The 18,698-nt window shown below is 44.4% G+C and carries 16 protein-coding genes; 9 read left to right on the top strand and 7 right to left on the bottom strand.

Annotation, left to right across the window (positions count from 1 at the left end; genetic code table 11):
• Positions 1 to 39: 39 nt before the first annotated feature.
• Genes radA through panC form a run of 5 tightly spaced genes read right to left on the bottom strand, consistent with a single transcriptional unit; the run spans position 40 to position 4,804 of the window.
• On the bottom strand, positions 40 to 1,401 hold the full coding sequence (gene radA, locus K7G75_RS01585) for a DNA repair protein RadA (RefSeq protein ID WP_222982061.1): 1,362 nt from the start codon (positions 1,399 to 1,401) through the stop codon (positions 40 to 42).
• A 54-nt stretch (positions 1,402 to 1,455) separates the two neighbouring features.
• On the bottom strand, positions 1,456 to 2,598 hold the full coding sequence (locus K7G75_RS01580) for an alpha/beta hydrolase (protein WP_222982059.1): 1,143 nt from the start codon (positions 2,596 to 2,598) through the stop codon (positions 1,456 to 1,458).
• Between the two features lie 26 nt (positions 2,599 to 2,624).
• Positions 2,625 to 3,590, bottom strand: a complete 966-nt coding sequence (locus K7G75_RS01575; protein WP_222982057.1) for a lysylphosphatidylglycerol synthase transmembrane domain-containing protein — start codon at positions 3,588 to 3,590, stop codon at positions 2,625 to 2,627.
• A gap of 2 nt (positions 3,591 to 3,592) precedes the next feature.
• The gene (gene panD / locus K7G75_RS01570) at positions 3,593 to 3,943 is read right to left on the bottom strand and encodes an aspartate 1-decarboxylase (RefSeq protein WP_222982056.1); all 351 of its coding nucleotides are present in this window, start codon (positions 3,941 to 3,943) and stop codon (positions 3,593 to 3,595) included.
• 12 nt (positions 3,944 to 3,955) lie between these two features.
• Positions 3,956 to 4,804 carry a pantoate--beta-alanine ligase gene (panC, locus tag K7G75_RS01565; protein ID WP_222982054.1) on the bottom strand — a complete coding sequence of 283 codons (849 nt, stop codon included), beginning with the start codon at positions 4,802 to 4,804 and terminating at the stop codon, positions 3,956 to 3,958.
• Positions 4,805 to 4,906: 102 nt separating this feature from the next.
• Between panC and K7G75_RS01560 the strand changes: the two genes are divergently transcribed.
• From K7G75_RS01560 to K7G75_RS01535, 6 genes are all read left to right on the top strand, one after another.
• Positions 4,907 to 5,716, top strand: a complete 810-nt coding sequence (locus tag K7G75_RS01560) for a glycogen/starch synthase (RefSeq protein ID WP_222982052.1) — start codon at positions 4,907 to 4,909, stop codon at positions 5,714 to 5,716.
• A 5-nt stretch (positions 5,717 to 5,721) separates the two neighbouring features.
• Positions 5,722 to 7,536 carry a DUF4270 domain-containing protein gene (locus tag K7G75_RS01555; RefSeq protein ID WP_222982050.1) on the top strand — a complete coding sequence of 605 codons (1,815 nt, stop codon included), beginning with the start codon at positions 5,722 to 5,724 and terminating at the stop codon, positions 7,534 to 7,536.
• Between the two features lie 113 nt (positions 7,537 to 7,649).
• Positions 7,650 to 9,497, top strand: coding sequence for a glutamine--fructose-6-phosphate transaminase (isomerizing) (gene glmS / locus K7G75_RS01550; protein WP_222982048.1), 1,848 nt, complete (start codon positions 7,650 to 7,652; stop codon positions 9,495 to 9,497).
• Between the two features lie 208 nt (positions 9,498 to 9,705).
• Positions 9,706 to 12,471: a TonB-dependent receptor gene (locus tag K7G75_RS01545; protein ID WP_222982046.1), complete on the top strand. Its 2,766-nt coding sequence runs from the start codon at positions 9,706 to 9,708 to the stop codon at positions 12,469 to 12,471.
• Between the two features lie 160 nt (positions 12,472 to 12,631).
• Positions 12,632 to 14,140 carry a F0F1 ATP synthase subunit beta gene (gene atpD / locus K7G75_RS01540; protein WP_222982044.1) on the top strand — a complete coding sequence of 503 codons (1,509 nt, stop codon included), beginning with the start codon at positions 12,632 to 12,634 and terminating at the stop codon, positions 14,138 to 14,140.
• Between the two features lie 3 nt (positions 14,141 to 14,143).
• Complete coding sequence (locus K7G75_RS01535) at positions 14,144 to 14,422, top strand: F0F1 ATP synthase subunit delta/epsilon (protein ID WP_222982042.1); 279 nt, start codon at positions 14,144 to 14,146, stop codon at positions 14,420 to 14,422.
• A 47-nt stretch (positions 14,423 to 14,469) separates the two neighbouring features.
• On the opposite strand, the gene K7G75_RS01530 is transcribed toward K7G75_RS01535, so the two are convergent.
• Positions 14,470 to 15,000 carry a GNAT family N-acetyltransferase gene (locus K7G75_RS01530; protein ID WP_222982040.1) on the bottom strand — a complete coding sequence of 177 codons (531 nt, stop codon included), beginning with the start codon at positions 14,998 to 15,000 and terminating at the stop codon, positions 14,470 to 14,472.
• 37 nt (positions 15,001 to 15,037) lie between these two features.
• Here K7G75_RS01530 and K7G75_RS01525 point away from each other — a divergent pair, with 37 nt between their 5' ends.
• Genes K7G75_RS01525 through bioD form a run of 3 tightly spaced genes read left to right on the top strand, consistent with a single transcriptional unit; the run spans position 15,038 to position 17,183 of the window.
• Positions 15,038 to 16,186 carry an aminotransferase class I/II-fold pyridoxal phosphate-dependent enzyme gene (locus tag K7G75_RS01525; protein ID WP_222982038.1) on the top strand — a complete coding sequence of 383 codons (1,149 nt, stop codon included), beginning with the start codon at positions 15,038 to 15,040 and terminating at the stop codon, positions 16,184 to 16,186.
• A complete protein-coding gene (locus tag K7G75_RS01520) occupies positions 16,186 to 16,572 on the top strand; it encodes a putative signal transducing protein (RefSeq protein WP_222982036.1) in 387 nt (128 codons plus the stop codon). Before K7G75_RS01525 ends, K7G75_RS01520 begins: the two co-directional genes overlap by 1 nt.
• The gene (gene bioD / locus K7G75_RS01515) at positions 16,569 to 17,183 is read left to right on the top strand and encodes a dethiobiotin synthase (protein WP_222982034.1); all 615 of its coding nucleotides are present in this window, start codon (positions 16,569 to 16,571) and stop codon (positions 17,181 to 17,183) included. The genes K7G75_RS01520 and bioD overlap by 4 nt, the downstream gene beginning before the upstream one ends.
• Here the strand turns inward: bioD and K7G75_RS01510 are convergent.
• A complete protein-coding gene (locus tag K7G75_RS01510) occupies positions 17,175 to 18,668 on the bottom strand; it encodes an ArnT family glycosyltransferase (RefSeq protein WP_222982032.1) in 1,494 nt (497 codons plus the stop codon). The genes bioD and K7G75_RS01510 overlap by 9 nt on opposite strands.
• Positions 18,669 to 18,698: the final 30 nt, after the last annotated feature.

Raw genomic sequence — 18,698 nt, 5'->3', positions numbered from 1 at the left:
TTCTAAAGTTAGAGATATAATCTTTTTTAGGTAGGTGGTTCATCCAAACAAGTCAGTCACCACATCCTCAATCTTGGATACTTTCTGAACGAGAATGCCTGTGTTTTTCAGCCCGCTTTTGTTGTTTTTGGACACATAGATTTTGGTAAACCCCAATTTTTCAGCTTCCAAAATACGCTGATCCACACGTTGCACGGGACGAATTTCGCCTGCCAATCCAACTTCAGCGGCAAAACAGGTGCCCTCTTCTATGGGTATGTCGGCATTGCTTGATAAAATGGCAGCCATCACGGCCAGGTCAATGGCAGGGTCATCCACAGAGATTCCCCCGGTAATGTTCAGAAAAACATCTTTTGCAGCCAGCTTGAAGCCCGCCCTTTTCTCCAGAACGGCCAGGAGCATGTTCAGTCTTTTGGCATTGAAACCGGTAGCCGAACGTTGGGGTGTTCCATAAACGGCCGTGCTCACCAAGGCCTGAATTTCGATGAGCAATGGACGCATGCCTTCCACTGTGGCGGCAATGGCAGTTCCGCTCAAGTTTTCATCATTTTTCGAAATAAGCACTTCGGATGGATTGTTCACTTCCCTAAGCCCACTTCCCTGCATTTCGTAAATGCCCAATTCCGCCGTGGAACCAAAACGATTTTTGAGCGAGCGTAGAATGCGGTACACATAGTTTCGGTCACCTTCAAACTGCAATACGGTATCCACCATATGCTCCAATATTTTGGGACCGGCGATGGTACCATCCTTGGTGATATGGCCCACCAAAATAACAGGGGTATTGCTTTCCTTGGCAAACTTGATCAATTCTGCGGTGCATTCCCGAATTTGGGAGATGCTTCCTGCAGCAGATTCTATATAATCCGTGTGCAATGTTTGGATGGAATCGATAATGACCAAATCCGGTTCCAACATGCCTATTTGCTGGAAAACACTTTGTGTTTTGGTTTCCGTTAGAATGAAACAGTTTTCACTGTTAGGGTGGATACGGTCCGCGCGCATTTTTATCTGCCGTTGACTTTCCTCACCGGAAACATACAGGGTTTTGTAGGGGAGTTTCAGGGCAATTTGAAGCAAGAGGGTGCTTTTACCTATTCCCGGCTCACCTCCCAATAGGGTCAGGGAACCAGGGACCAAACCTCCTCCCAATACCCGGTTGAATTCTTGGTCCAAGGTGTCCATGCGCAGTTCCTTTTCATGGGTAATTTCGGAAATGCGGAGCGGTTTGTTCGCCTTTTTATTACTTATGGTATTTCTCTGCCAGCTTCTTTTTTCCTCTTTTTGCACCACCTCCTCAACAATAGTGTTCCATTGTTTACAAGAGGTACATTGCCCAATCCATTTTGGGTATTGGGTGCCGCAATTTTGACAAAAAAAGGCTGTTTTGGTCTTGGCCATAACCTTATTCGTGGTTTTGGCTAAGATAGCAAAGTCCGAAAAAGAAAACGGGTTTTAGTATCCGAAGTCTGCTTTGAGGGCATCTATTTTTTCAAGGGCCATATCCTTGGTCAGGAAATCGATCTCTTCCATTTGAAAGGCCTTTTCAAAAGTCTTGAAAGCTTTTTTTGGCTCTCCCATTTCTTCGTAGTATTCACCCTCAAAATAGAAGCCCAACATAGTTTCTGGATATTCTTTTTTGCAAAGCTCCGCCAAAGGCCTCAACGATTCAAAATCATCTTTTTTAAGACAGGCGGCATAGATGGCCATAATATCATTGAGTTCCACCGGCTTTTGAAAACCGAACAATTGCTCTATCATACCGTATCTATTTTCGAGATAGGCAAACACGGGCTCCTCTGAAGTCAATATTTCTGTTTTGTACTCCTTGGGACTTATGGGCTGGAACATTCTAAAGACATTGTCGAACGCCTTTGCTATTCCGTAAGCGGCGATTGAGGTGTGATCTGCATCCTCATATTCATCAAAAAAATAGTGCAGCGATTCCTTGTTTATGGATTTGATGCTATGGTTCATTTGAAGGATGCGCTGTCTATCATCACTTGCCTCTTTCTCAAGAATCAAATTATAGAAAATAACCTGGTCCAATTCGGATAGTCTCGCAGGCACGCGGTTTTCCATTTCAGGGGCCAGGGTGGGCGAGATGCTTACATAGCTGTTAAAAAAAGAGTTTTCTTTGAACAGGAAGAAATTGCCAAAATTGGCGGTTATATCGTATCCCACGAACATCTTGAACGGGGCAACCTTGTAAGTTGTGGCCAAATAGGGAACGAGCTCCGTACCCAAAAATTCGTAGAACATCTTTCCTTTTTCCGAAGGGAGGCCAGAAGCTTCATCATAATCGCAGTCTTCCCAACGGATATCATTCTCGCCTTGGTGGACGCCTACCACAATGGCTTCGGGCATTCGCCCCAATCCACTTTGGAACCTTACGTTGGCAACAACAATGTCAAAAAGGTATTGGGCATCCAAAACTACGATCAGTGGGTATTTCTTTTCCTCAGTATAATCTTCCGGAAAGTAATAGGAAACATCCCTGCGTTCCTGAAGTTTAAAGGATTCGAAAATTTCATGCTTCACCTGGGCCCCAAGGTTGATGCAGGTAAGGCCCACTAGCAGGAAGAGCCAGTTTTTCATAGATTTGGATTTAATTTGGCAGGGGTTTACCGGTTTCTATTCAATAACGGCAACACCACGAAGGATATTGTGCCAAAAACCACCACCATAAGGGTTTGTGCGATCCACATAATCCATCCGAAAGCATCACCGGAGACCGAGCTAATGTCAAAAATGCCCAGGGCGGCACTGACCGCTATGGGATAGAGGCCAACCCCTCCATTTGTAGTGGACATGGCAAATGCGCCGGCAACAAAGGCCACCATAAGCTCGCTAAGTGATAATGGGACTGTCTCGGCGACAGTGTATTTAATAACCCAGAACATCCCGATATAGGCCGCCCATATGAAGAGTGTATGTAGGATGAATGCCCATTTCTTCTTCATCTTGAAGACGCTGAGGACACCGTCCAAAAGGCCATTTAAAAAGGCCTTGAGTTTGTTGGCCAAGGGAGATTTCGATTTTCTTATGATTGCCGTGGCCATAAATAGGCCGACTATGCCCACAAAAAGCAAACCGAACGCACCGACCAAACTAACGCCTTTTTCATCCAAAAAGGCCAAGATGATTTCCGTTTGGAGGGCCAAGGTGATCAAAATGACCAACAGCAGCATAAAGAGGTCGATGACCCTTTCGGTGACTATGGTGCCAAATCCTTTTTCAAAGGGAACATTTTCATAGGTGGTCAATGCTGTGGCCCTGAGAATTTCGCCCGAACGCGGGATGCCCAGATTCGCAAAATAGGAAATCAGGACAATGAAGATGTTGTTGATGATCCTGGGACGGTAGCCCAAGGGTTCCAGTAGATAGTTCCACCGTATGGCCCGGGAGATATGGCTCAAGATCCCGATAATGACTGAAATGATTACCCAAAACGGACTTGCACTGGAAATGTAATGCAGGATTTGTTCGCGTTCTTCCGGAGAAGTGGAATTGTACGAATACCAAACCAAAAAGAGCCCAAAGGCAATGGGAACAAAAATCTTAAGGAATTTCTTTAGGGATTTGCCCAAAACTAGTTCAATAGATTGGTGGCTTCATCGGGGAATACCAATGCTGGATTGAAGGACTTTGCCTCCTCGACACTCATCCAAGCATAGGTAATCAAGATCAATACGTCGCCAACGGCCACTTTTCTTGCAGCAGCGCCGTTTAGCGTAAGCTCTCCAGAACCTCTTGGCCCGGGTATCGCGTAGGTCTCCAATCGCTCTCCGTTGTTGTTGTTCACAATTTGGACCTTTTCTCCCCTAATGATGTTGGCGGCATCCATAAGGTCTTCATCAATGGTGATGCTGCCAATGTAGTTCAGGTCGGCCCCGGTAACTTTTACCCTGTGAATTTTAGATTTTACAACTTCTATCTGCATGGCGCAAAGTTATCAATTCAATCTTAGATTGTCTATCAGTCGAACTCCATCGGCATAAACAGCGATGAAAGCCCTGTATTTTGTTTTTTCTTGTCTTTTGGCTACGGGTGTCAAGGTGTCCTCATCGGCAATTTGAAAATATTCTAAATCCAATACCTGGTTTTTATCAAATTCTGACTGTACCCAAGCCGCAATATCCTTAGCACTTTCCGTGCCAAACTTTTCTTGGGCGGCTCGCAGGGTTTTATAGATGAAACCGGCCTCTTTTCTAGTCGTTTCGGAAAGACGTTCATTACGTGAGCTCATGGCCAATCCATGGGGTTCCCTTTCTATGGGGCAGCCAACAATCTCGAGTGGCAATGCCTTCAACTCAACAAGTTTTCGTACAATCTGGAGCTGTTGAAAATCCTTTTCACCAAAATAGGCCCGATCAGGGGCCACGGTTTTCAGCAAAAGTTCCACAATGGTCCCCACACCGTCAAAATGACCTGTCCTGAACGCCCCTTCCATAACCTTGTCCAATCCATCAAACTCATAGGATTGTGAGTTCACCTTATCGCCATAAATGGCAGATATAGTTGGGGCAAAAACTACAATTTTTGGAGACTCGAGCTTTAGGGTCTGAAGGTCTTTTTCCAGGCTTCTGGGGTACTTTTGAAGGTCGTCCTTATTGTCAAACTGGGTGGGGTTCACAAAAATGCTAACGACCACTGTATCATTTTCATCCAGGGCTTTTTTCACCAAAGAAACATGGCCTTGGTGCAAAGCACCCATAGTTGGGACCAAACCAATGGCGTGTGAGTTTTCACGTTCTTTATCGAGGAAGTTCTTGAGCTCCCTTTTCTGGTCGAATACAAGCATACCTTGATTGAAAAGCGAGCAAAAATACTATAAATACTGGTAATCGGCATAATTTTTGTACTTTTGCAGCTACGTTTTTTGGATAAGCAAAAGAAAGTGTTTATGAATGGTAAAAAGATATTGTTTGTATCTTCTGAATTAGTGCCTTACCTGCCTGAGAATCCAGTTTCCTTAATGTCGTACGAAGCCCCAAGAATGGTCAACAGCAATGGGGGCCAGATCCGTATTTTTATGCCTCGTTATGGCAACATAAATGAGCGTAGACACCAATTGCACGAGGTTATTCGGCTTTCTGGGATGAACCTTGTCATCAATGACATGGATATGCCCTTGATAATAAAGGTAGCTTCCATTCCAAGAGAGCGCATACAGGTCTATTTTATAGATAATGACGAATATTTTAAAAGAAAGGCCACTTTCCATGATAAAGAGGGCAATCTTTTTCCGGACAACGATGAGCGCGCCATTTTCTTTGCCAAAGGCGTGGTGGAGACAGTGAAGAAATTGAACTGGTCACCCGATATAATCCATGTGCATGGCTGGATGGCCTCGCTACTCCCGCTTTACTTAAGAAAATATTATGCGGATGAGCCATTGTTTGCTGACAGCAAAATCATTACTTCGATCTATGGGAGGGATTTTGAGGGCGAACTGAACCCGGAAATGATGGATAAAATTGCTTTCGATGGTATAGAAAAGGATAGCATAGGGTCGCTGGCACAGCCGGACTATAATAATTTGTTAAAAGTGGCCATGGATCATTCCGATGCCATTATTTTAGCCTCGGAGGAAGTGCCGGAAGATTTGAAAAAATACATTGACAGTCTCTCCAAACCAGTTTTGCCCTATGTTTCGCTTCAAGAGGCCGAGGAAGCATACACAAATTTCTATAAAACAGAAGTTCTAAATTAAATTGCATGAAATTTTACGGTTGCCTTAAAGCTTCAGCCCTGGTTGGGGCTTTGTTTCTTCTAAATGTTTCCTGTGAAGAGGAGTTGGACACAATCGGTGAGGGGGTGATTGGTGGAGAGCCCTTTACCACGGGCAAGGAGGTATACGACGTCTTTGCGTTCAACAAGAGTGTTACGGCTGTGCAGACCAATCGTTTGCCCCTGTACCAATTGGGAACCTATATTGATCCGGTTTATGGAACAAGGACTGCCAGCATCATTTCGCAGGTTGCATTGTCCAGCACCAACCCCACATTTGGGGATTCTTCCCAGGCCACAGAGGACAATGCCAACACGGATGGGGATGATGCAACAATTCCAGAGCAAGAAACCGTAAAAGAAGTGTTTTTGTACATTCCTTTTCAACAGCCTCCCTCTTCCTTAAGGGATAGCGATGGTGACGGAGTTCCCAATGAATTTGACAACGACTCTACAAATCCGAATACGGATGAGGATGAGGATGGGGTGACAGATAATGAGGAACGTGTGATTGGCTCCGACCCTTTTGATCCCAATGAAGATGGTACAGGTGACGATTTCATCGCAAACACATTTGAGCGTACCTTTGATTTGGACAGTATTTATGGGGATAGAAGCCAAACATTTGACCTTATGGTCTCGCGATCAACTTTTTTTCTACGAGACCTGGACCCAAACACTAACTTCGAGGACGCCCAAACCTATTTTTCCAATCAGGATTTTTCCAGTTTTATTGGAGAGACACTATTTAATGGCGAAGTGACCATAAGCAACCAAGAAATGTTGTTTTTTGCCGAGGATGACCCGGAAACGGAAGATGTGGATGAATCATTGACCATTGTGGAAACCAGATTGAACCCGGGGATTCGTGTTCCCTTGGACATTTCCTTTTTTCAAGAAAACATTTTGGACAAAGAAGGACAGCCAGAATTGTTGAGCCAGAACAATTTCCGTGATTTCCTCAGGGGAATTTATTTAACAGGGGGGCCTGATCCGCAGCAGTTGATGTTCTTGTTGGACTTGACTCAGGCCAACATCACCATAACCTATGAATATCAGGACTATAATGAAACGGATGATGTGGTGGAAACGGCAGAAAGGGATTTTGTTATAAACCTTATCCAAGTGGGACCCAATGGAGGAGTTATTGGCAATGCCGTCAATACGATTTCCAACGAATCCTTTTCACCCGATATCATAAATGCGCTGGACGCAGAGGAAAATGCATCGAGAATATTTGTAAAAGGAGGCGCCACCCTAGCAGAAATAAGGTTGTTCGACGAACTTGAAAATGGCGGATCTGATTTCATCAATCAAATACGTGAGAACAATTGGATCATCAATGAGGCCAATTTGGTTTTTTATGTTGACCAAAGTACTTTGGGAGCTAACGCTGTAGAGCCACCAAGACTTTATCTTTACAACGCAGAAACCAATCAAGCCATCTTCAACCCTGCTACTGAAAGCGATACTACAGAAGAGCCTCTTGGACGTTTTTTAAATTATGATGGTATATTGGAAAAGGAAAATGGACTTGGAACCAAATACACCATTCGCATTACCGAGCATATCAACAATATTATTGTGAGGGACTCCACCAATGCGCCATTGGCCCTTACTCTTACTTCCGACATAAGGAATGGGGTCGTTTTTGAATCGTTGGGTGCCGGAGACTCAAAAATTGATGTGCCGGTCATGTCATCTATCAGCCCATTGGGAACAGTGCTTTTTGGCAGCAATGTGGACGCCGCCAACCAAGATAAAAAGCTAAAACTTGAGATTTTCTACACCGAGGCCAATTAATAATGTAGGTGTACCGTTTACAGACTTTTTTTGTCATATGACACAAAGAATTACCAACTTCATCAAATCCAGTGTACTTTTGACGACGTATACTATCTAAAACACCTTTTCTTATGTGTGGAATTGTCGGATATATTGGCTATAGGGATGCATACCCCATAATCATCAAAGGATTGCAACGACTGGAATACCGTGGGTATGACAGTGCGGGAATTGTTTTGTACGATGGTGAGGACACCCATTTGTCCAAAACCAAAGGGAAGGTTGAGGATCTAAAGACCAAGTCCGAAACCACCATATCCTTAAAAGGGAAATTGGGATTGGGGCATACACGCTGGGCGACACACGGGGTGCCCAATGACGTAAATTCCCACCCGCACTACTCCAATTCCGGTGATTTGGTGATCATTCACAACGGAATCATAGAGAATTACGAATCCATTAAAAAGGCATTGATCAAACGGGGGTATACATTCCACTCCGATACCGATACCGAAGTGCTCGTCAATCTTATCGAAGAGGTAAAAAAGAAAGAGGGCGTAAAATTGGGCAAAGCTGTGCAGATAGCGCTCAATCAGGTTGTTGGGGCGTATGCCATCGCTGTTTTCGATAAGAACAAACCCAATGAGATAGTTGTAGCCAAATTGGGTAGCCCGTTGGCCATTGGGATTGGAGAAAACGAATATTTCATTGCCTCCGATGCATCACCTTTTATAGAGTTCACCAACAATGCCGTGTATTTGGAAGATGAGGAAATGGCCATAGTCCGTATCGGCAAGGAAATAAAATTACGCAAGATAAAGGATGACGCCATCGCCTATCCCAATATCCTTGAATTGCAAATGAACCTTGAGGAAATTGAAAAGGGAGGGTATGACCATTTCATGCTCAAGGAAATCTATGAACAGCCCAGGGCCATTCTGGACACGTACAGAGGACGTCTTTTGGCCGACCAAGGGATTATAAGAATGGCAGGGATAGACCAGAATCTGGAAAAATTCCTGAATGCCAATCGAATCATTATAGTGGCCTGCGGCACCTCTTGGCATGCCGGACTTGTCGCTGAATATATTTTTGAGGACTTGGCCCGGATTCCTGTGGAAGTGGAGTACGCCTCCGAGTTTAGATACCGAAACCCGGTAATAACTGAAAATGATGTGCTGATCGCTATATCCCAATCCGGGGAAACGGCAGATACCTTGGCGGCCATAAAATTGGCCAAGGAAAAAGGAGCCTTTGTTTTTGGTGTCTGCAACGTTGTGGGATCATCCATAGCCAGGGAGACCATGGCAGGGGCCTATACCCATGCCGGACCCGAAATTGGGGTTGCATCTACCAAGGCATTCACTACGCAGATTACGGTTTTGACTTTAATTGCATTGAAACTGGCACACGAAAAAGGAACCTTCTCAAAGTCAAAATACCACGAATACCTTACAGAATTGGAGGGCATTCCAACCAAAGTTGAAAAAACATTGGAGTCCAATGCAGTGGTTGAACAGATTGCGGAGATTTATAAAGATTCAACCAATTGCTTGTATCTGGGAAGAGGATATAATTTTCCAGTGGCACTGGAGGGCGCACTCAAATTGAAGGAAATCAGTTATATCCATGCCGAGGGCTATCCCGCAGCGGAAATGAAGCACGGACCCATCGCATTGATAGATGAGCAAATGCCGGTTATAGTAATTGCGACCAAAAAAGGCCACTATGAAAAGGTGGTGAGCAACATACAGGAAATAAAATCCAGAAATGGCCGAATCATTGCCATAGTCACGGAAGGGGATAAGACCGTTAAGGAGTTGGCGGACCATGTGGTCGAGGTTCCCGAAACCTCGGAAAGCCTTGCTCCTTTATTGACCACCATACCGCTACAACTGCTTTCATATCACATAGCGGTAATGCGGGGTTGCAATGTGGACCAGCCGAGAAATTTGGCCAAATCGGTTACTGTGGAGTAACCCCACCAAATGACATTATTTATGAAAAGGCGCTGATATCAGCGCCTTTTTTATTAACTATGCATATATGAGTGATATTTTTTAACAATAAAGTATTATGCATGCATAATTTTTTTCGATTTTGTGTAAAGAAAATGAAAAAAAATGTATCTTCCCCGTCCAACACTTAACTCGTACTTAAATCTAAATTAACTCTAATTCGAACCTAATGAGAAGACTAGTAATTATTTCCCTAATGCTGTTTGGCGTTTTCTCCTATGCCCAAACAACCGTACAGGGAAATGTAGTTGATGAAAATAACAATCCCATCCCCGGGGCCAATGTGGTCCTCGTTGGAAAAGCGGAAGGAACCACAACGGACTTTGATGGTAATTTTACCTTTAACACCGCAGAGCAGCCACCATTTCAAATTCGTTTTACAAGCATCGGTTTTTCGGATTTCGTTGCCAGCGTAACCTCCAACAACCAGACCCTTAACGTCACCATGCGCGAGGCATCCACCATTCTGGATGAAATTGTCATCTCGGCGTCAAGGACCCCAGAACGTATTTTTGAGTCCCCGGTATCCGTGGAAAGATTCGGACTCAATGACATCAAAAAAACCACGGCCGAATCTTTTTATGGAGGATTGCAAAATTTGAAAGGAGTGGATTTGAACACCAATAGTTTAACCTTTCAGTCCATAAACACAAGAGGTTTTGCCACCTTTGCAAACAACAGATTTCTCCAGTTGGTGGATGGAATGGACAATTCCGCCCCGGGTCTTAACTTTGTGCTAGGTAACTTGGTGGGTATGTCCGAGTTGGATGTGCAGAGCGTGGAAATCCTGCCAGGAGCATCCTCGGCACTTTATGGTGCGGGTGCCTTCAACGGTATTCTTTTCATGACCAGTAAGAACCCGTTTGACTTCCAGGGGATCAGCGCCTATGGAAAAACAGGAATAACTTCCCAAGAGGCAGCAGGAGATAACAACTATTACGATTTTGGAATCAGGGCCGCGCATGCATTCAGTGATAAGTTGGCTGTAAAAGCTAACTTTTCCTTCTTGAAAGGAGAGGATTGGCATGCCACAAGTTTAGCTGATTTGGCTAATCCTGGGGCTGACCGTTCCAATCCGGCCTATGACGGATTGAATATCTACGGGGACGAAGTTTCCACCACCCTTGATTTTGATGCAGCGGCAGGACTACCGAGTGGAACCGTGGGAACAGCCACTGTTTCCCGAACAGGATATGAAGAGCGTGATTTGGCCAATTACAACGCCGAAAGCGTAAAAACTGATTTTGCGGTTCACTATCGTCCTTTTGCAAATGACCTAGAGTTTATTTACAACGGCCGTATCGGTCGTGGCACTACCATCTACCAAGGAGCAAACCGGTATGCTGTGGTCGGGTTCACCATGCAGCAGCATAAGTTGGAAATCAAAAACGACAACTTTTTCATCAGGGGATACCTGGTTTCAGAAAATTCGGGAGATGCCTACGATACCCGTTTTGCTGCCATCAACGTAAACCGCCAATGGAAATCGGACGTGCAATGGTTCACAGATTATGCCAGCACATACATTCCAACCTATTTGGGGGGAATTCAGCAAGGAGGACTCTCCCCTGACCAAGCCTCGGTAGCGGCCCATGCTGCGGCAAGGCAGTCGGCGGATACGGGTAGGCTTTTACCTGGAACACCGGGATTCCAAAGTGCTTTCAATCGGGTAATCAATGATGGCGATCTATTGACAGGAGCAAAATTCATTGACAATACCAAGTTCCGTCACATAAATGGAAACTATAACATAGCCCATTTGATTGATAATTGGGCAGATATTCAAATCGGGGGTTCTTTCAGGGAATATGAGTTGAATTCCCAAGGAACGATTTTCACTGATATTGATGGTCCAATCACCTATAATGAATATGGTGCCTATGCACAGTTGCAAAAGAAACTGTTGGATGAGCGTTTGAAATTTACAGGCTCTGTCCGTTACGACAAGAATGAGTTTTTTGATGGTTTCTGGTCTCCAAGGGTTGCTCTCGGTTACACTGCAGGACAAAATAGAAACCATAACCTAAGGATTTCTGCACAGCAAGGTTTCAGAAACCCCACAACCCAGGACTTGTTTATAGGGTTGAATGCAGGACGGGCCATTTTGGTCGGTTCCGCTCCAGATAACTTGGATAGGGATATCAGAACTTTTGATGTTAGTTCGGAAGCTCAAGCCAATTTGGGTCAGCCAGCTACCGTGCAGATTGCGGGAAGAGCGGCTTACGAAAATGCATTTTCTTTGAACTCCGTTCAAAGCGGGGCTCCCCAAGCTGTGGAAACTCCCATTATAAAGCCTGAGGAGATTACGACATTCGAAGCTGGTTATAGAGGACAAATAGGAAAATTCACTATTGACCTAAGTGGATATTTTAACCGCTACAAGGATTTCATTGCCAATACAACAGTAGTTGTTCCTTTCTATGGAACAGCAGGGGATAATGCGCTTTCCCTTCTTGCTTTGCAAAATAGTGACTTTCAAGCGTATCAGACCTATACCAATGCTGAAGTGGACATCGACTCTTGGGGAGCCACAGTTGGGGTGGATACCAAAATATTGGGCAATTTTGATCTTGGCGTAAACTATACCTATGCCGAATTCGATTTTGACCAAGCTAGGTTTCCAGACTTTAGACCAAGTTTCAATACACCAAAGCACAAGGTGAAAGCCTCTTTTGGAAATACAGAACTGTTCAAGAACTTTGGTTTCAACGTAAACTACAGATGGAGTGATTCCTTCTTCTGGCAGGCCACCTTTGCCGATGGAGATGTTCCAGCGTTTACCGTTTTGGATGCGCAGATCAACTACGCCGTACCAAGCATAAAATCCATTTTCAAGCTAGGGGGATCAAACATTTTGAATGAGGAATACTTCACCGCTGTGGGAACAGGCAATATAGGATCGATTTACTATGTTTCCTGGACGATAAACCCTTGATAACAATATACCAAAACGAAAAAAGGCACTGATTTTTCAGTGCCTTTTTTAATGCCAAAAAAACAACGGAAGAGTTTCTGAATAAAAATGGAAAAGTATATCTTTGCAGCCGGAAAAAAAGAGCTTTTCCCACGTAGTAAATTAAAAAAATAGCACACGAATGTCTAAAGTTACAGGTAAGGTTGCCCAGATCATAGGCCCGGTCATTGATGTTGAGTTTGAATCAGGACTTGAGATTCCTAAAATATATGACTCCCTCGAGATTAAAAGAGAAGACGGCTCCATATTGGTTTTGGAAGTGCAGTCCCATATTGGGGAAAACACCGTAAGGACCATTTCCATGGATTCCACCGATGGTTTGAGTAGGGGAGTTGAGGTGTTGGCTACGGGAAATGCCATCCAAATGCCCATTGGTGAAGAAGTTTACGGCAGACTTTTCAATGTGATCGGTGATGCTATCGATGGGATGGAAAACCTTCCGAAGACTGGCAATAATGGACTTCCAATTCACAGGGAGGCCCCCAAATTTGAGGACCTTTCCACTTCCACTGAGGTACTTTTTACCGGAATTAAGGTAATCGACCTCATTGAACCCTATGCCAAGGGAGGAAAAATCGGATTGTTCGGTGGTGCTGGTGTTGGAAAAACCGTATTGATTCAGGAATTGATCAACAACATCGCCAAGGGCCACGGAGGACTTTCGGTATTTGCTGGAGTAGGGGAACGTACCCGTGAAGGAAACGATTTGCTCCGTGAGATGTTGGAGTCCGGCATTATAAAATATGGGGACGATTTCTTGCACTCCATGGAAGAAGGCGGATGGGATTTGTCCAAAGTGGATAAAAAAGCTATGAAGCAGTCCAAAGCAACTTTTGTTTTCGGACAGATGAACGAACCTCCTGGTGCACGTGCCCGTGTTGCATTGTCAGGATTGACCATAGCTGAGTATTTCCGTGATGGAGCAGGAGACGGTCAAGGAAAGGACGTACTTTTCTTCGTGGATAACATTTTCCGATTTACCCAGGCAGGTTCCGAGGTATCGGCACTATTGGGTCGTATGCCCTCTGCGGTAGGTTACCAGCCAACATTGGCCACAGAAATGGGAGCCATGCAGGAAAGGATTACATCAACAAAAAGGGGTTCCATTACATCGGTACAGGCGGTTTACGTTCCTGCGGATGACTTGACAGACCCTGCACCGGCAACAACATTTGCCCACTTGGATGCAACCACGGTACTTTCCCGTAAGATTGCCGAGTTGGGGATATACCCAGCGGTGGATCCATTGGATTCAACTTCAAGGATTTTGACACCGGAGATTTTGGGCAAGGAGCATTACGGATGTGCACAGCGCGTAAAAGAGTTGTTGCAACGCTATAAAGAGCTTCAGGACATCATTGCCATTTTGGGTATGGAAGAACTTTCGGAAGAGGATAAATTGGCCGTTGGTAGGGCAAGACGTGTACAGCGTTTCTTGTCGCAACCATTCCATGTGGCTGAGCAGTTTACCGGAATCCCAGGGGTTTTGGTGGACATCAAGGATACCATCAAAGGTTTCAACATGATCATGGACGGTGAATTGGATCACTTGCCAGAATCTGCTTTCAACCTTAAGGGAACCATCGAGGAGGCAATTGAGGCCGGAGAGAAAATGCTAGCTGAAGCCTAAGATATGTATTTGGAAATAGTATCACCAGAAGCGACTTTGTTCTCCGGAGAAGTAACCTCGGTTACCGTGCCTGGAATAAACGGGGAGTTCCAGATGTTGGAGAACCACGCCCCTATTGTTTCCTTGTTGCAGGAAGGAAAAGTAAAAGTGAAAGGAGATATCGCCATTGATGAAGAATTTGAGGGCAAATTCTCAAAAGGTGCCAATGGGGAAACCATATTGGCCATTTCCAGCGGAACTGTGGAAATGAAAGACAATAAAGTCATCGTGCTGGCCGACTAAAAACAAGGTTGGCAAAAAAAATTAAGACCGCCCATTGGGCGGTTTTTTTATTCAAGACTGATAAGATGCCATTCCCTTCCGTGGGAAGGATACACCTTCAAGGTTTTAAATCCAATCGCCAAATGGGCTCCCAAAGATCTTTTGTTTTTTCCGTCAACTTCCGTAATGATAGTGTCAAAACCCTTTGGAAGATTTTTTAGCATTGTGGCATACAAGTTTCGGAAGATACCTTTGCCTCTATGTGATCCGGCTACGCAAATCTGACCCATCACCATGTAATTTTTTTTGCCCTTCAAAACCTTGTTTGTTTCATGGAACAAGGGTTTCAGTAATTCAATGCTTTCGGCAAATTTTGGATGCATACAAAGTGCATAACCCACCACTTTTTTGTTTTCCAAAGCAATGATATGTCCCCATACATCATTCATTTCCTTAAGAATTCCCAGGGAATGTTCCACGGTCAGGAAACCTTCTTTTTCCTGTTCTTGCACAGCCAGGTTTTTCTTCAAGTTCGTTTGCTGGAGCTGTAAAATCTGTTCCAGCTCATGTTGCGATGAAGCTTGTTTATAATGGACCATAACACCACGATTTGAATAAAGATAGTACATTTGACCAATGGCAGAACTACCCAAAAAATTGATTCAAAAACTAGAACAAAGAAGTTCCGAAGGTACCATGAGGTACTTGCCGGAAGTTTCGGAATCAGTTGATTTTTCTTCAAATGATTATTTGGGCTTTGCCCAAAATCGACAAATTGCGGAAGCCGCCTTGGAACTGTTGCACCAACATGGACACATCAATGGCTCCACGGGATCCCGTTTGTTGACCGGCAATCATGATCTATATAAAAAGTTGGAGCAAACCCTGTCAGACTTTCATAATTCACCTGCTTCTTTGGTGTTCAACTCCGGATATGATGCCAACCTCGGTTTTTTTTCCTCGGTGCCACAACGCGGAGACCTTGTTTTCTATGACGAATTGGTCCATGCCAGCATTCGTGATGGTATTCAAATGAGCAATGCCAAAAGCTACAAGTTTGCCCATAATGATCTTGATGATTTAGGCGCTTCTATTGAACGCAATCGAAATATTGACAACGACTCCGAGGTATTTGTTGTGACAGAATCCGTTTTTTCCATGGATGGGGACAGCGCGAACTTAAAGAGCCTGGCCTCATTTTGCTCCGAGCATGGATTTCACCTCGTGGTGGATGAGGCACATGCGGTAGGAATTTTTGGAGAAGGCAAGGGAATTGTCAACCAACTTGGACTGGAAAAGGCCATTTTTGCCCGTACAATCACCTTTGGCAAGGCATTGGGATGCCATGGCGCTGCCATTTTGTGCAGTAAGCCTTTGATGGAATATTTGGTCAACTTTGCTCGCAGCCTTATCTATACAACGGCTCTGCCGCCCCATAGTGTCGCTAGCATAATGGCGTCCTACGAACACTTGAAGAATTTCGGAGGAGTGCAGCGGCAAAAATTGTTTGTGAATATTCAGGATTTCAAGCAGGCGGTTCAGGATTTTCAGCTTATGGACATCTTCATCCCAAGTGAATCCGCTATACAATGCGCGATTATTCCAGGAAATGACAGAGTGAAGGAAATATCCCATCAATTAAAGGATGCGGGATACAATGTGAAACCCATCCTTTCCCCAACCGTAAGCAAAGGTTCGGAACGGCTACGATTTTGCCTGCATTCATACAATACCAAAGAAGAAATATCCCGAGCTTTGTATTTATTGAAAAGTTTTATAGCCTGATGGAGTCAGAATTTCACACATTGGGGACTTTTGAATTCCCTGCCGATGTACAGATAATCAAAGCAAAGTTGGAATCTGAGGGGATTCCGGTATTTCTAAGGGACGAGGCCACCATAAACTCAGATCCCCTGATCAGTTCTGCCATTGGAGGGGTAAAACTCCAGGTGTATTCCTCGGATTGGGAACGGGCCAAGGAAATCTATGATGAAGTGCGCAACTATGCGACAGACGATCAGGGTAACCCCATTGTCTGCCCCAATTGCAAAGCAAAGAAATCGGAGATTTACTATACCAGGAAAAACCTCTTCTATAAGTTGTTCCCCTTTTTTGAATCCAGAAAGTATAGATGCATGCAGTGCAACTTCATAACCAAACCCACAAAATGAAGCTGTTTGTCACGGGCATATCCACCGAAGTTGGCAAAACCGTTGCTTCCGCGATAGTTGTGGAGGCGTTGGAGGCTGATTATTGGAAACCTGTCCAGGCGGGGGATTTGGAACATTCGGACAGCCATAAGATCAAGGAGCTAATTTCAAACAAAAAAACAAAGATCCACAAGAATAGCTATGACCTACATACACCGATGAGCCCGCATGCCGCGGCCGCGATTGATGGCATTACCATAAAGTTGGAGCACATACAGCCTCCAATAACGGACAATCATTTGGTCATCGAAGGTGCAGGGGGATTATTGGTCCCGTTGAACAATACGGACACCATTTTGGACTTGATCCAGCCCGATTACAAAGTAATCGTTGTATCCCGGCACTACTTGGGAAGCATCAACCACACCTTGTTGACCCTGGAAAGACTTCTGGTGAAAAAATTTAAGGTTGGTATCATTTTCAGTGGGGATGAACATCCCTCAACCGAAAGCATAATCTTGGGGAAAACAGATGTTGTTTTTTTGGGCCGAATCAATGAAGAGCCCCAATTTGACAGAAAAACAATCTCCCACTACGCCGCAAAATTTCGGCCGGCCCTAGAATCATTCTGATCTTTGATAGATAAGACCTCTATCAACAGTGGCCAATAGGGTGTAATGGCGTTCGAGATATGCATCAATATAGGAGTTGTATTCGACTAATTTCTTATCAAAGATTTTCTTGCCTTTGCGGGCTACCACGGTTTTAGGTCGAATTTCTTCCATAATAAACTTTAGTTCGTCCAATCCCGTTTCCCGAGGATTTTGCATATAGGGAAACAGTTCGTCACGTGTTATATTGCTGGGATGTGTGGCCGCTTTGGTGGGAGGGTCCACCCCTAGCACCCAATAACCAATGTGATATTCGGTAAAGAAAATGTTTGTGGTCTCAAGTTTGTTCTGCACTATGTAGTTGGGCACCTCGATCCCTTCCCCATTAAAGTATGCGCCCTTATTTAACTTATTGGAAATGATATGTGCATACTCCAGATAGGCCTCCATGGGGAGAAGCATGAGGAGAGCTACCATAACGGGCCTATAACTGCTTTTTACGGGAGGCAGCTTACCCACGACAATTGCCATTGGAATCAGGACAAAAGGATACACCTGAATCAGATAGTGTCCATTTGCCCGACCGGCCTGTATGAAGGAAAGCAACACCCCAATTATGATAACCCCCAAGATGTGTAGCGGCTTCGATTTTCTATCCAATAGTTTGGTAGCAAACCCTGCTATCAAAAGCCCCAAAAGGAAAATGACAACGGGTAGCACTTTTAATCTTGAATTGAGACGGGAGCCCGAATAGGCCATGGGCGCCTCAAAAATGGACAACCACCAGGCACCAAGCTCATTTTGAAAATAGTAGGGGAAAGCGGTTAGAAAAACAATGAAAAGAAAACCAGTTCCTAAGGGAACAAGTCTTCCCAAAACATGTTTTACCTGTTTTTGACGGTATCCATCATAAAGAAGGTATAGCCCCAAACAGAGCAAGGGATAGGCCATGTTCAATTTCGACATGACCGAAAGACCAAACATGAGCCCCGCCACAAGGAACCAAACCTTTTGTTCCTTGACCAGAAGCAGGTAGGTGCCCACAACGAAGAAAAAGGTGCAGATATGCTCGGACATCACACCTTGCAAGCTACCAAACAGGCTTTGAAACAAAACACAGAAGAATGCCGACCAAAAAGCAATTTTATGGGAGGTGAATTTTGAAGCCAATGCATAAGTGAACAGTCCGGTCAGGGCAACCAAAAGCACACCCATGGCACGTATGGCCAAGAAACTCTTCCCAAATACCTTAATGATGATGGCAAAAAACAAAAAGGTAACAGGAGGTTTTAAATCCCAAAGGTGCGTATACGGCAAAAATCCATCTACCCAGGATTGTCCCATAATGATAAAGGTGCTCTCATCGCGGTCAATATAGTCGCGAAAGAAAAAGGGAAATCTGATAATGAGGGCGACCAAAAACAATATCCAAAAAACAGAAATCCATTTTGGGCTTTCATCATTATTGGAAAAAAAAGAAAGGGCCTGTTTAAGCACGCTGGGCATTAAGTTTTTTGACTATTAATTATCATCTTT

Source organism: Flagellimonas meishanensis (assembly GCF_019880545.1).
Taxonomy (GTDB): domain Bacteria; phylum Bacteroidota; class Bacteroidia; order Flavobacteriales; family Flavobacteriaceae; genus Flagellimonas; species Flagellimonas meishanensis.
Note: the sequence above shows the minus strand (reverse complement) of the source record. Positions and strands in the feature narration are given on the sequence as shown.